The sequence below is a fragment of the Methanobacterium congolense genome, from assembly GCF_900095295.1.
GTDB classification, from domain to species: Archaea; Methanobacteriota; Methanobacteria; order Methanobacteriales; family Methanobacteriaceae; genus Methanobacterium_C; species Methanobacterium_C congolense.
Window position 1 is genome coordinate 1,104,370 of record NZ_LT607756.1, and the last position, 13,521, is coordinate 1,117,890.

The 13,521-nt window shown below is 37.7% G+C and carries 14 protein-coding genes; 13 read left to right on the top strand and 1 reads right to left on the bottom strand.

The features are described 5' to 3' along the window. The first annotated feature begins 497 nt into the window (after positions 1-497). The 13 genes from MCBB_RS05250 (at position 498) to MCBB_RS05310 (ending at position 12,607) form a co-directional block, all read left to right on the top strand. Positions 498-893 carry a transcriptional regulator gene (locus MCBB_RS05250; protein ID WP_071906766.1) on the top strand — a complete coding sequence of 132 codons (396 nt, stop codon included), beginning with the start codon at positions 498-500 and terminating at the stop codon, positions 891-893. A gap of 208 nt (positions 894-1,101) precedes the next feature. Next, positions 1,102-2,661, top strand: coding sequence for an asparagine synthase (glutamine-hydrolyzing) (gene asnB, locus MCBB_RS05255; RefSeq protein ID WP_231916417.1), 1,560 nt, complete (start codon positions 1,102-1,104; stop codon positions 2,659-2,661). Positions 2,662-2,754: 93 nt separating this feature from the next. Further along, positions 2,755-2,970 carry an Asp-tRNA(Asn) amidotransferase subunit GatC gene (gatC, locus tag MCBB_RS05260; RefSeq protein ID WP_071906768.1) on the top strand — a complete coding sequence of 72 codons (216 nt, stop codon included), beginning with the start codon at positions 2,755-2,757 and terminating at the stop codon, positions 2,968-2,970. A gap of 112 nt (positions 2,971-3,082) precedes the next feature. Then, positions 3,083-3,571 (top strand): amino acid-binding protein, encoded by a 489-nt coding sequence (locus MCBB_RS05265; protein ID WP_071906769.1) that lies wholly within the window; start codon positions 3,083-3,085, stop codon positions 3,569-3,571. Positions 3,572-3,642: 71 nt separating this feature from the next. After that, a complete protein-coding gene (locus MCBB_RS05270; RefSeq protein WP_071906770.1) occupies positions 3,643-4,653 on the top strand; it encodes a homoserine dehydrogenase in 1,011 nt (336 codons plus the stop codon). Between the two features lie 228 nt (positions 4,654-4,881). Next, positions 4,882-6,087 (top strand): cofactor-independent phosphoglycerate mutase, encoded by a 1,206-nt coding sequence (locus MCBB_RS05275; protein WP_071906771.1) that lies wholly within the window; start codon positions 4,882-4,884, stop codon positions 6,085-6,087. 255 nt (positions 6,088-6,342) lie between these two features. Then, positions 6,343-7,944, top strand: coding sequence for a CTP synthase (locus MCBB_RS05280; RefSeq protein WP_071908008.1), 1,602 nt, complete (start codon positions 6,343-6,345; stop codon positions 7,942-7,944). A 154-nt stretch (positions 7,945-8,098) separates the two neighbouring features. Beyond that, positions 8,099-9,256 (top strand): A24 family peptidase C-terminal domain-containing protein, encoded by a 1,158-nt coding sequence (locus MCBB_RS05285; protein ID WP_231916418.1) that lies wholly within the window; start codon positions 8,099-8,101, stop codon positions 9,254-9,256. 51 nt (positions 9,257-9,307) lie between these two features. Further along, positions 9,308-9,757, top strand: a complete 450-nt coding sequence (locus tag MCBB_RS05290; RefSeq protein WP_084789832.1) for a hypothetical protein — start codon at positions 9,308-9,310, stop codon at positions 9,755-9,757. Between the two features lie 42 nt (positions 9,758-9,799). After that, a complete protein-coding gene (locus MCBB_RS05295; protein ID WP_071906773.1) occupies positions 9,800-10,711 on the top strand; it encodes a DUF2101 family protein in 912 nt (303 codons plus the stop codon). A 207-nt stretch (positions 10,712-10,918) separates the two neighbouring features. Continuing rightward, on the top strand, positions 10,919-11,668 hold the full coding sequence (locus MCBB_RS05300) for a 4-phosphopantoate--beta-alanine ligase (RefSeq protein WP_071906774.1): 750 nt from the start codon (positions 10,919-10,921) through the stop codon (positions 11,666-11,668). 2 nt (positions 11,669-11,670) lie between these two features. Beyond that, positions 11,671-12,255, top strand: a complete 585-nt coding sequence (locus tag MCBB_RS05305; RefSeq protein ID WP_071906775.1) for an AAA family ATPase — start codon at positions 11,671-11,673, stop codon at positions 12,253-12,255. Continuing rightward, positions 12,233-12,607 carry an RNA-binding domain-containing protein gene (locus MCBB_RS05310; protein ID WP_071906776.1) on the top strand — a complete coding sequence of 125 codons (375 nt, stop codon included), beginning with the start codon at positions 12,233-12,235 and terminating at the stop codon, positions 12,605-12,607. The genes MCBB_RS05305 and MCBB_RS05310 overlap by 23 nt, the downstream gene beginning before the upstream one ends. A 137-nt stretch (positions 12,608-12,744) precedes the next feature. Here MCBB_RS05310 and MCBB_RS05315 read toward each other — a convergent pair whose 3' ends face one another. After that, positions 12,745-13,428: a diphthine--ammonia ligase gene (locus MCBB_RS05315; protein WP_071906777.1), complete on the bottom strand. Its 684-nt coding sequence runs from the start codon at positions 13,426-13,428 to the stop codon at positions 12,745-12,747. Between the last annotated feature and the right edge of the window lie 93 nt (positions 13,429-13,521).

Sequence of the window (13,521 nt, forward strand, 5' to 3'; positions counted from 1 at the left end):
TCAAAATCTAAGCTTTGAAAAGAAAAGATAAAATTTTAAAGCAAATAATATAAGAAAAATTATAAAAAAAACTTCAATTTAGATAAAACCTCCTTTGAATAACTAAAAAAACTATAAAAAAAATTTGAACAATTTAAAAGAGTTTTTAATGTAAATAATCAATTTATTTGCACCTTAAAAATTGAAAGATTGGAATGTATCCCAAATTATAGATACTTTAAAAACAACATTTAAATAAACAATTGTTAAGAGTATTAGATCATAAAAAATAGGATCATAGAAACTCATAAAAAAATTGAGGTTACCAAATTTTATTGAATGAGGGTTAATCAGCATAAACTATATTTTATTGGTAAAACTCCTGAATAAAATTAAAAGTGGCCTTATATTAGAATATATTAATTTAAATTAAACTTTATTTAAAAATAGGATTGTAAAAAGAATTGCAGAAAATGAATTATAGAATTTAAATCTAATCAATTGAAGATGTGATCAAAATGAGACCACCATGTGAAATAGTTGTATGGTACGTCATTCCCACAATAAGGTCAGAACTTGCCAAGGAACTTCTGAACCTGGGAATGAAACAAAAAGAAATATCAGAACTTCTGGATATAACCCAGCCTGCAGTATCCCAGTACATAAGTGATAAAAGGGGTCATGGAATCAAGTTCAACGATGAAACTCAGGAACTCATAAAGGAGTTTGCAAAGGATTTAATGGATGGAAAACTGGATCAGAGTGGTATAATCTCCAGAATATGTGATGTCTGCCGAAAGGTTAAAACTGAAGAGATAGTGTGCCAGCTCCACAAGGAAAAAGACAACATACCCCTAAACTGTAATGCCTGCATGGGTTCAGAAGCAAAGGATGGTTCACACCCCTGTGGATAGGTTGAGCCTGAGCCCAAAGGTTTTTTTTATTTAATTAAGAATTAAAAGAATGGATTATAACTAAAAATAATTCTAAGAATTTTAGTTATCCTTGAAAAAAACGTTGCACTAAAGGTAAAGAACATAAACATTTAAATATTAACTCTTTTTAAACCAGATAATCTTTTAAAACTAAATATTGGCTATTTAACATTGAATTTATGAGTAAATGATAATTATGTGTGCAATAGTGGGCTTAAATGGAAATTTCAAAGGTCAAAGCCTTAAGGTGATGCTTCAAAGCTTAAAACACAGGGGTCCTGATGGATCCGGTGTTTTTGTAAATGGTAACATCATCAAGGGCAATTTAAACAGCCTTAAAATTCCTGATGGTTCCTTTGCACTGGGCCATAACTTGCTTTCAATCGTTGGATCAGAGGTTGTTCAGCCCCTTGAAACTGATGGATTCATCCTTGTCTGCAACGGTGAAATCTACAATTATAAAAATCTTAAAAAAGATTGGGATGGAGAATTTACAACAGATTCTGATTGTGAAGTCATTTTGCACCTTGTAAAAAAGTTCTACAACACCAAGATTGAAAATCCTCTTTTAGAAGCTGTTAAAAAAACTATTGAACATCTTGATGGTGATTATGCATTTGCAGTCTACGATGGAAGGGACTGTGTGGTGGTGAGGGACCCTCTGGGTGTTAAACCACTCTATTACGGGCAGAACAGTGAGGTATCTGCATTTGCATCTGAGAGAAAGGCCCTGTGGAAAATTGGAATTGAAAGGGTTGAAACCCTTGCTCCAGATGAAATTCTCCTAAATGGAAAGCCTGTTGAAATAGGCAGCAGAATCAACCTAGATCCCAACAGAATCGAGAGCAGTCTAAATTCTCAGGAAATTAAAAGTAATCCAAGTTCAAAATCCAGTGAACCTCTCAGGGAAGAATTGAAAAAGGAAGAATTAAGAACCCGATTGAAATGTGCACTGATAAAATCTGTTGAAAAGAGGATAGAAGGACTCTCAAGGGTTGGGATAATATTTTCCGGTGGTGTTGACAGCACCATCCTTGCAAAGATCTGCAAGGACATGGGAGTGGAAACTGAACTTTACACAGTGGGCAATAAAAATTCACAGGATGTAAAGTTTGCAAAAAAAGCAGCAGCACATATGTCACTTTCACTTCACATCAAAACAGTTGATGAGACACTGGTTCGAGGTTACACAGAGCTTGTGTTAAATGCCATTGAAGAGTTCAACATCATGAAGTTAGGTGTGGGAATGCCCTCCTACCTTACATCTGAGATGGCACATGCCAGTGGTTTGAAGGTCATGCTTTCAGGGCAGGGTGCAGACGAACTCTTTGGAGGCTACAACCGTTACCTCCAGTTCTACCATGAAAAGGGAGAAAAAGCTCAGGAAGACCTTAAAAACGATGTTCTCAACCTTTACCATGTGAACCTTCAGAGGGATGATTCAGTTACAATGAAAAACAGTGTGGAGCTCAGGGTTCCCTTCCTTGACATTGAAGTTGTTGATCTTGCAATGCAGATACCAATGAAGTACAAAATAGATGGGAAAGATGATAAACTCCGTAAATCAATATTAAGGGAAGTTGCAGCAGATATTGGTGTCATGGATGACATAGTTAAACGCCCAAAGAAAGCAGCACAGTACGGTTCAGGTATTCATAAAATTCTGGTAAAGAAGGTTTTAAATGATGAGACCTATAAAAATAAACTTGAAAGATCTTTAGGCTCCACGCCCACAGACCTGATTTAATCATAATTTCTCAATTAAATTTAATTGTTACTATCTGAAGTTAATGATGTGTTATAATTTTGAGCATCTTTTTAGAATTTGGGGGAATATAATTTGAAGATAGAGAAGGAAGCAGAAAAAATACTGGAAAAATTTTCAAAGGAACTTCAGGACATCCCTGAACTTGAAGAAACATACTACATAGTGGACAACGTTAACCTATCACGTGAAGATGAAGCTGAGGACAAAAACCCTGAAAAAATCCTTAGAAATGCTCATTTAGATGAAAAAGGCAATTTAATAGCTGAAAAAGGAAAATGGGTTAAATAATTTCCATGAAATTTGGGATTATAAAGTTTGATTATAAGAATTCAATGAAATGTTAACAAATTATGGAACGTTAACAAATTTTTAATTGAAGTTAAATGGTTGGGGATAAAAAATGAGACTTAACCTTGTACTGGAACTCCTGGATGTTCCAGGTCAACTTTTAGATGCACTGGAACCCATAGGAAAACTTGGAGCCAACATAGTTGCTGTAATACACCAGCGTGATGTGAAAACAGAACGTGGAACAGTACCAGTTCACATAACCATAGAAGGGGATAAAGAAACACTTAAAATGGTTATAAGAACTTTAGAATCACAGGATATTCAGATAATTGAGGTTGACGGTGTTGTGAGGAAGGAAAAGATCACAACGGTTATAATCGGGAACCTGGTTGAACAGGATCTCAATGAAACGGTTGCACTCCTCAACAGAGAAGAGGGTGTACGCGTTGCAGACCTGGACCTGAAGATGTCGGATCATCCAGAGGAATCTGCATCAAAAATAATAGTTGAAGCAGATTATGGTAAGAAGAGGGATGTAATGAAATTGATAAAAGACATTGGAAGTTCAAAGGGATTTTTAGTTATCAATGAAGTTTAACCTGATTATAACGAAAATCATCAGCGTTTAATATGAATTAAGTTATTTAACTTCTAATTTGGAGGCATTTAATGAAGATTGTTATGCTTGGATTTGGAGCAGTTGGACAGGGAGTCGCAAGGGTATTTTCCACAAAAAGAGACAAGATAAAGGCAAAATATGGATTGAACCTCAATCTGGTGGCTGTTACAGACACATCAGGAGCTGCGGTATGCCAGGAAGGTCTCGATCCTGATCTGCTTCTTGAAACGAAGATCAAAAAAGGCAAAGTATCTGAATACCCTGAACATGGAGTTCCAAGTGTTTCAGGTGTTGATGTCATGGATGATGTTGACTACGACTGCCTTATTGAAGTCACACCAACCAACATAGACGATGGGGAACCAGCAAAAACCCACATATTAAAGGCTTTCAACCAGAAAAAAGATGTTGTAACCTCCAACAAGGGACCCCTTGCCCTTTGCTTCAGGGAACTTGCAGATTCAGCTGAATCCAATGGTGTTCAGTTTAAATTTGAGGCATCTGTAGGTGGCGCCATGCCCATACTGAACTTCGCACATGAAACCCTTGCAGGCTGTGATATAAACTCAGTTCTTGGAATCCTGAACGGCACAACCAACTACATACTTTCAAGGATGGCAAAGGAAGGAACATCCTACGAAAAAATACTCCAGGAATCCCAGGAGCTTGGAATAGCTGAAACAAACCCAACTCAGGATGTTGAGGGAATCGATGCAGCATGTAAGGTTGTTATACTTGCAAATTCCATAATGGGAATGGATGTTTCATACGATGATGTTGAGGTAAGAGGAATATCTGGAATAACCCCTGAATCAATAGCCCTGGCCAAGAAGGATGGTTACCTCATAAAACTCGTGGGTGAAATATCAGAAGACTCACTTGAAGTTTCACCACGCCTGGTTTGTAAGGGATCACCCTTTGCTGTTGATGGAACCCTGAACGTTGCAACACTCAAAACAGACCTTGCAGATGATGTAACGGTTGTGGGTAAAGGTGCAGGATCAGTTGAAACAGCATCAGCAATCTTAAGTGACCTCATAAGCATCTGGAAATCCAAATAATTTATCTTTTTTAAGATCAACATAAAAATCAACTCTTTTTTTATTATTAAAACTTCAAAAGAGTGTTCTTTAGATATAATAATGTTCAATGAATGTAATTTAACATAAAAAATACATAAAAAGGTATCTAACATAAAAATTTTAACAGAAAATTTTTTTTAATAAAAACAATGAATGGAATTCGTTTAATGAAATAAATTTTACAACATTTATAAAGAGGATTTTAAAATGAAATACGTTGTTGTGATAGGAGATGGGATGGCGGATTATCCCCTTGAAGAGTTGGATGGTAAAACTCCACTTCAAAGTGCCAGAACACCCAACATGGATTACATAGCATCAAAGGGTGTTAGTGGAATGCTTAAAACTGTGCCTGATGGAATGGGGCCAGGTTCTGATGTTGCAAACCTTTCAATAATGGGATACAATCCCAAGGAATACTACACTGGTAGGGGTCCACTTGAAGCTCCCAGTATTGGTGCAGAACTTAAGGAAGGTGATGTTGCATTCAGGTGCAACTTCATAACTGAAAGGGATGGAATTCTTGAAGATTTCAACGCAGGACACATAAGTACAGAGGAAAGCTCCCAGCTAATAGAGGCTCTGAACCACAAGTTCCCAGGTTACGGTGAATTCTACCTTGGAACAAGCTACAGACACCTTTTCCTCTTCCATGAGAAAAGTGCTGCAGATCTTGTATCAACACCTCCCCATGATGTTGTTGGAGAACCAGTTGAATCAAACCTCCTGAAACCTGCAGAAACCAAAAATGCAGAGATCTTAAATGGAATAATGCACAGATCCAAGGAGGTACTAACGAATCATCCAATCAATCAGAAACGTGTTCAGGAGGGTAAAAACCCTGCAAACATGATATGGCTCTGGGGACAGGGAGTCAAACCAGAAATGCCATCATTCAAGGAGAAATATGGTCTGAAAGGAGCCACCATCACAGGAGTGGACCTCATAAAGGGGTTGGGTGTTTACACTGGCCTCACCAATATTTATGTGCCTGGTGCAACGGGCTACTACGATACAGATTACTGTGGAAAGGCTGAATACGCACTTGAAGCACTTAAAACCCATGATATTGTTTTCGTTCATGTTGAGGCACCTGACGAGGCAGGACATGCCGGTGATCTCCCTGAGAAGATGAAGGCAATGGAACGTATTGATAAACGGATCATTGGAAAGCTCCTGAAAAAGCTTCCAGACTTTGGTGAACATGCAGTTGCAGTTTTACCTGATCATCCAACACCTGTACACGTTAAAACCCACACAATGGATCCAGTTCCATATGCGATGTTCTCAACACTGGCCGAGGCAGATGAAACAGAGTATTATGATGAAGAATCTGCTAAAAAAGGTTCTCAAGGGTTAATTGATGGTTACAGGTTCATGGAACATTTCATCAAATACGCAGGTAAAAGTTGAGCTTTAAAATGAGGATTGTATCCAATTTTCATTTATTTTATCAGTGGTTTGCCTAATTTTTGAAGAATCAATGGAAACCACATATTATTGATCCAATGTCAATATTTATTTAATAGCTGAAACAAAATATTTTAGTTAATGTGTTCTTTAATAAAAAATTTACAAATTAACATCAAGGATTAAGATTGTAATCCAAATGATACTTTTTAATGATAACGAAGTTTAAAGGAAAATATTTTTAAGGAGAGGGTGTATCTGTCAAAGTATATAGTTGTAACCGGCGGTGTTGTAAGTTCAATAGGAAAAGGAATATCATCTGCATCGATTGGAAGAATATTGAGGTCATACGGTGTGGATGTAACTGCAATAAAAATAGATCCATATCTGAACTGGGATTCAGGAACATTGAACCCATACCAGCACGGTGAAGTCTTTGTAACGGAAGATGGTATGGAAACTGACCTTGATCTTGGCCATTACGAAAGATTTCTGGATGTCAACCTTTCAGGAGAATCCAACATAACAACCGGAAAGGTTTACAGTTCTGTTATCAAAAAGGAGAGAAAGGGAAGTTACCTGGGGTCATGTGTCCAGATCATTCCACACATAACAGATGAAATAAAATCTATGGTACGTAAAATTGCAAATGAAACTCAGGCAGAGGTTGTCATGGTGGAGGTTGGTGGAACCGTTGGTGACATAGAAAGCCAGCCTTTCCTTGAAGCCCTTCGTCAGCTCAGAAATGAGGAGGGACCTGAAAACGTCATGTTCGTCCATGTAACATACGTGCCGTATCTGCGTGCTGCCGGTGAATTCAAGACCAAACCAACACAGCACAGTACCAAGGAACTCAGAAGCACAGGTATAACTCCCGATGTGATAATATGCAGGTCTGAACTTCCAATAGACAATCACCTGAAGGAAAAAATAGCCCACTTCTGTGATGTTGATGTGAAGGCAGTTGTAAATGCACCTGATGCCCATTCCATATACGAGGTTCCATTGAACCTCAACAGGGAAAATGTAGGGGATTACATACTCAAAAGGTTGAAAATGGAAGCAAGAAAACCTGACCTCTACGAATGGAGCAGGATAGTTGATTCCCTCAAGAAAGACGATTTCAAGGTCACTGTGGGTATAGTTGGAAAGTACGTTGAACTTGAAGATGCCTACATCAGTATCAGGGAATCTCTCAAACATGCTGCAGCCCATCATGGTGTTAAAGTGGATATTGAATGGATAAAAGCTGAGGAATCCCTTAACCCCGATAGGATCCGTGACGTTGATGCCCTCCTCATACCAGGTGGTTTCGGTGAAAGGGGAATTTCAGGAAAACTCGATGCAGTCAGGCACTCCATAGAGAATCAGATACCTCTATTTGGAATATGCCTTGGAATGCAGTGCATGGTAATAGAATTTGCACGAATGAACGGATTTGAAGGGGCAAACAGTACCGAGTTTAATGAAAACGCCAAACATCCAGTTATAGATATCATGCTTGAACAGAAGCAGATAAAGAACATGGGAGGAACCATGAGACTGGGTGCATACCCCTGCAAACTCAAGGAAGGAACCCTTGCACATGAAGCCTACAAGGAGGATCTCGTTTCAGAAAGGCACAGGCACAGATACGAATTCAACAATGATTACAGACAGCTTCTTGAAGATAAGGGCCTTGTAATTTCAGGAACATCTCCTGATAATTTCCTTGTTGAAATAGTGGAACTTCCAGACCACCCCTGGTTTTTAGGCTGTCAATTCCACCCTGAATTTAAATCAAGGCCAAACAATGCACATCCAATATTCAGATCATTTATAAAAGCTGCTATTGACAAAAAAAAGGCTAAGAATGTTTAGATTCATTCAGGACAAGTTGAATTATGATTTAATATTAAAAAATTTAAGATTCACCTCTTAAAAACTTTTTATCAATATTTAAAGATTTTTCCATCCTTAAATTTGATTTTTAGTTAAAAGTGATGATAAATACAAATTAAAAACAATGATTTTTATGATAACAACCATCCCATTTATCTGTGCAGTTATAGCAATATTAGCATGTGTTTATGCGAGTTACTCTGATATAAAAGAAGGTGTTATTAAAAACAAACTAACCTTCCCTTTAATAGGTATTGGAATTCTATTGAACGGTGTTTATGCCTTCATGACCTCCAACCCAATGTTCATTGTTTTAGGTGTGATCTACACTGGAGTCATCTTTGCAGTGGGTTACCTGTTCTGGAAGTTCGGTGCCTGGGCTGGTGGAGATGTTAAACTGTTCACGGCACTGGCAGCTCTTCTACCATTTCCAGTATCAATGGTAAGTTACAACATAGGTTCATGGAGTTTTCCTGTTTTTGCAGTCTATCCCTTTGCCCTGACAGTTATAATAAACAGTATACTGTCGATACTTCCATTTCTTTTGATGTTCATATTTTACATAGCCATGAAAAGGAAACCCCATCTCATGGACGAACTTCTCTCCCCAATCAAAAAAGATTACAAACAGAACATATTATTATCCTTGGTTATAACAGCTGCAGCGGCAATAATTCTTGAAATAAGACTTTTCATAGATTACCCAATGATTTTGTCTCTTATTTTAACGATCCTTCTGATAATTGTCATATCCAAACTTCCAGACAAATTGGAAGCAGTTGTTGTAACTGTTGCAGTGGCCTTTGCACTTTACAGTCGATTAGAACTTACACTGATAAGTATTGGCTTTTTGTTGGTCTCAATAACATTTGTTAACATAGTGAGAAAGGTTTTGACCAGTGTGAGCAGGGAGGCACTGCAGGATGATTACAGGATCAGCCAACTCAAGGAGGGAATGATACCAGCTTACAACATGTATGAACTGGATGGAGAAATCCAAATCGATGACACAGGATTTTTCAGCAAAGCCAAAGAAGCTGTAAAAACCGGTGATATCAGCAAGCTCTCTGGTCCTAGGGGAAAACTGGTAGTTGGAGCACTGGCTGCTGGACTTCAAAAGAAAGATATAGACTATCTTAAGGATATTTTGAAGGAAGGAAAAATAGAAGACAATCTCAGAATAAAGAGGGGAGTTCCATTTGCCCCATCTATCTTAATAGGCCTTTTAATATCTCTTTTCATAGGAGATCTGGCTGTTATAATTGAGAAGATTCTCTTCACGATCATATAAATGAAAATCCTATTTCATGGATTTATAAAACAAAATTTATATTGTGGTAAGATGATAGATTTAGATGTGATAAAAATGGACGTTAAGGGACAGGTTTCTGTGGAATATTTGCTTGTGATTCTGGTGGTTCTACTTGTATTTGGTATGCTGCTAACTCACGTAATTACACCTTCTATAGAAGCAAGTAGTGATGTTTCCCAATCATCAGATGCAAAGAACGCTGTAGATACCATTGCAAACGCAGCTGATCTAGTGTATGCAAATGGGCCCGGTTCAAAAAGAACCTTGAGTGTTTACATCCCAAAGCACAAGGACTTCACAACAGGTACAGATGGCATCTCAATGACGGTGGTTCTATGGGACAAGACAAATAAAGTCATTACAAGGGACACAGATTCAAAATTAAGCACCCAAAATTTGAATTCTGTATCTGCAGGTTGGCACACTGTTGTGGTGGAATGGAAGCAAAATGAAAAAGTGGTAACAGTAAATTTAACATAATATCAATGAATCAACGATTATAAATTATCAGAAGGTTAACAAATGAATTTCTTCAATAAATTCGGAGATATAATCTTAAAAGTTTTTTCTTTTGTGGGAATGCTTATTCTTGCAATACCAAAGATTCCAGAGAAACTTCGTTCAATAAAAACTGATGATTTCAAGTCTAAAGTTGACACAGACAACATCAAGGAAAATATCAACCGGATCAGGGATAATACAAAAATTGAAGAAAGAGTATCCAAAATAACCACTAAAAAAGGTGAATCTGAGGAACCTCTTGAAATACCAAAGGATATTGAGGAGTTAAGTAAGCAGATGGATGGTTCAGAGGATACTATCTTTATATCTGGAAGCTTCAATTATAAGGAAAAAGAAAACACCATCCTAAGACTGCAAATACTATCTGGTGCTTTCATCATATTCTCAATACTCTACATATTCAACTTCATAGCAGGAATCATCTATGGAATTCTGGGAATTTTAACCGTAGGCTACGTAGTTTACCTTCTCTACAAAAGGATCAAACTCATGTACAGCAACGATTTTCCAGCCTACCGTGACTTCTTTTTGATGTACATCGTTATAGGATTGGTTCTAGTTGTTGTGGGTACCAACTCTACATTTGTAAATGCATTCTCATTCCAGTTCTTCCCATCCCTCACGGTTTTAATATTCGCCTTGATACTGGTGGCCGCTGTTTTCCTGATATTCAGGATCAGGTACTACAGAAACTACACCTATGGTGAGGTAGTAGAAGCAGGTAAAAACGTTGCTTATGTAAAGATCGAATATGATATTCGTTCAAATGTGAAACCGGATATTTACATGGTGGAAAACAGCATAGGAGCAGTTGAAGGAGATTTTGTGAAGGTTAAGCTGGAAGAGAAGTTCATGAATTTAACTGGAAACAAACCCACAAACATAATAGAGAAGGTAAAAACAAAATTCTAAATCCATCCATTTTTTGACGTCTACTTTGCATACACATATAAAATGGGATCTACGCTTATATTACTATTTTAATATCTTGTCAGGTTAAATATTAAAAATCATTTTATTATTATTTTAAATAAAAATATTTCCCCTTAAAAGGGTTATTTTAAAAAAAGGAGTTTATTTAATAAGTAATATATACAATAAATTCAATAGTTGATACATATGATACCTAAAGATCATCCAAGATACGAATCACTCATGTTAAGGGCAAGGATAGTGGATGCCTACAAGAAGGGTATACTAGCTGATTCTGGAATGATAGCCCACGGCCGTGGTGAAGCATTCGACTACCTCATAGGTGAAAAAACAACAGAACCTGCCAGAAAAGCTGAAAGAGCAGGTGCAGCGGCACTTCTCCTTGCAGAAAATCCGGTTATATCCGTTAACGGTAACACAACAGCCCTTGCAGCAGAATGGGTCGTGAAACTTGCAGAAGCCCTTGGAGCAAAGGTAGAGATAAACCTCTTCTACAGAACAGCTTCCAGGGTTGAAAAGGTTGGAGAAGCACTGAAAGCTGCTGGTGCCAAAGTGGTTCTGGGCGTAGAAAATGAGGAAAAAGGAATCATAGAGGGTCTTGAAGGTCCAAGGGCAAGGGCAAGTCTTGAAGGTGTTTGCAGTGCAGATGTTGTACTGGTACCCCTTGAAGATGGTGACAGGGCAGAGGCGCTTGTTGCAAATGGGAAAACAGTTGTAACGGTTGATCTCAACCCACTTTCAAGAACTGCAACAACCTCCACTGTAACCATAGTTGACAACGTTGTACGTGCGCTACCAAACCTCATTCAGGAAGTTATGGAACTTAAAAATTGCAGTGAAAATGAGCTTAAGGGAATACTGGAAGATTTTAGCAACGATAAAAATCTTGAAGAATCATTGGAGATAGTTTCAAGAGCTTATACTGGTGATGTGTGATTATGAAGGTTATTGGGGTTACGGGACTGCCTGGTTCAGGTAAAAGTGTTGTTTCAAGGGTGGCAAAGACTTTGAAAATACCCATCGTACGTATGGGAGACGTGATCCGGGACGAGGCTGAGAAGAGAGGTTCAACACCAGGAGAAGTTGCAGTTAAACTTAGGGAGGAGCATGGTGAGTTTGTAGTTGCAGAACGCTGTGTAGAGTCCATAAAGAACCTGTACAACCAAGATCTAAATGAAAAATCTTCAGAAAAGTCTTCAGGTAACGTGGATAATGTTTACATGATAGAGGGTATAAGAAGTCCCTACGAAGTTGAGATATTCAGGAAAAACTTCAAGGATTTTAAGGTAATAGCAGTTCATTCAACTCCTAAAACAAGATTCAAAAGACTTAAAAAACGTATGCGGGATGATGATTTCGTGGAGTTATCCCAGTTTAAAAAGCGGGATGAGAGGGAACTTAAATTTGGAATTGGAAATGTCATAGCAACTGCAGATTACATGATCGTCAATGAGGGGCCTGTGAAAAAACTTAAAAATGTTGTAAGGGGCGTATTAAAAAATGAAATGCAAAATAAAAGCTAGAGCAATGGTTAATCCCACAGAGGATCTTGAAAAGGTTACTGAAGCCCTTTCTAACATGTTCGATTATGAAGATATTGAAATAGGGGAAAATTACGTCATTGTTTCTGGAGGTATAGAATCGCTACAGATCCTGAAGGACTTACTAAGGGAAAGGAGAATAAGAGACACTGCAAGTAAAATACTTGAAAAGAATGCATCCTCTAATATAATTACCTTCTCTTTAAGTAAACAGGCAGCACTTGTTGAGGTGCCCAACTTCGTTGAAGGATACCAATCTCCACTGGGAGAAATTGAGGTAGAAATAGAAACAGACGAAGTTGAAACATTGATCCAGTGGATCACAGAGAAGTGATCTTTGGAGTATTTTTTTATATTCAACATTTTTATATTTAAAAATTGAGAGTAAGAAAAAAAATATATGAATAAAATCTGTTTTTTATTTTTAAATATTCATATTATTAATGAATATTTTTTAAAATCCTTTATCTTTTAATCTTTATCCTCTAAAACAGCTTCATCTATCAGGTAGTATCCGCTGTCCTTTTCCCATACCTTCCTGGCCTCAACCACATTTATACGTTTTTTAAAGAGAGGACAGTCAAGGACCAGGGTTTCGGCTTCTCCACCTTCAAATCCTATATGAATGCCGTACTTCTCATTGAGCTTCACAATTTCATCCAAAACTTCCATATCAAGTTTTCTACCCAACCATGACTCATCCAGACCCTCTGCAGAAACACTGGTTACTATAACCTCAAATCCAAGGTTTATGATCTCCTCCATGTACTCCCGTGGATCCCTGTGCCAGAGTGGAGCATGTGACTCAAGTCCAAGCTCACTGCAGATATCATCTATCCTTGACTTTTGATATACAGATTCCAGGGCACCTGCAAACACAGCTTCAACACCCCTTTCCTTCAGTTCCCCTAAAGCCCTTCTGAGATCTTCCAGTTCCTCCTCCTTTTTACCAAGAGTTTTTACCCTGAGGAGTGGAACACCCATTGCCTCTGAGGACAATTCGGTCAAACCTATATTGGGAACATGGAACATGTAAGATGCAGGGTTTTCTGAGAACATGGAAACAAGATATTCCAGTTCCCAACCTTCTTCAACGGCTTTGTATGCTGCCATTGTACTGTCCTTACCTCCGGAAAATAGTACAGCTGCTTTCATAATATTTTTCACCTGTTAATAATTAAATCATGTTTATTTTTTTAGTTCAATATTGATTTTAAGTGATATTTTGTTTAGATAATTATAAAATAC

Coding starts and splice junctions, on each gene's coding strand:
- MCBB_RS05250 (WP_071906766.1), top strand. CDS start 498: ATGAGACCACCATGTGAAATAGTTGTATGGTACGTCATTCCCACAATA.
- asnB (WP_231916417.1), top strand. CDS start 1,102: ATGATAATTATGTGTGCAATAGTGGGCTTAAATGGAAATTTCAAAGGT.
- MCBB_RS05265 (WP_071906769.1), top strand. CDS start 3,083: ATGAGACTTAACCTTGTACTGGAACTCCTGGATGTTCCAGGTCAACTT.
- MCBB_RS05270 (WP_071906770.1), top strand. CDS start 3,643: ATGAAGATTGTTATGCTTGGATTTGGAGCAGTTGGACAGGGAGTCGCA.
- MCBB_RS05275 (WP_071906771.1), top strand. CDS start 4,882: ATGAAATACGTTGTTGTGATAGGAGATGGGATGGCGGATTATCCCCTT.
- MCBB_RS05285 (WP_231916418.1), top strand. CDS start 8,099: ATGATAACAACCATCCCATTTATCTGTGCAGTTATAGCAATATTAGCA.
- MCBB_RS05290 (WP_084789832.1), top strand. CDS start 9,308: ATGATAGATTTAGATGTGATAAAAATGGACGTTAAGGGACAGGTTTCT.
- MCBB_RS05295 (WP_071906773.1), top strand. CDS start 9,800: ATGAATTTCTTCAATAAATTCGGAGATATAATCTTAAAAGTTTTTTCT.
- MCBB_RS05300 (WP_071906774.1), top strand. CDS start 10,919: ATGATACCTAAAGATCATCCAAGATACGAATCACTCATGTTAAGGGCA.
- MCBB_RS05305 (WP_071906775.1), top strand. CDS start 11,671: ATGAAGGTTATTGGGGTTACGGGACTGCCTGGTTCAGGTAAAAGTGTT.
- MCBB_RS05310 (WP_071906776.1), top strand. CDS start 12,233: ATGAAATGCAAAATAAAAGCTAGAGCAATGGTTAATCCCACAGAGGAT.
- MCBB_RS05315 (WP_071906777.1), bottom strand. CDS start 13,428: ATGAAAGCAGCTGTACTATTTTCCGGAGGTAAGGACAGTACAATGGCA.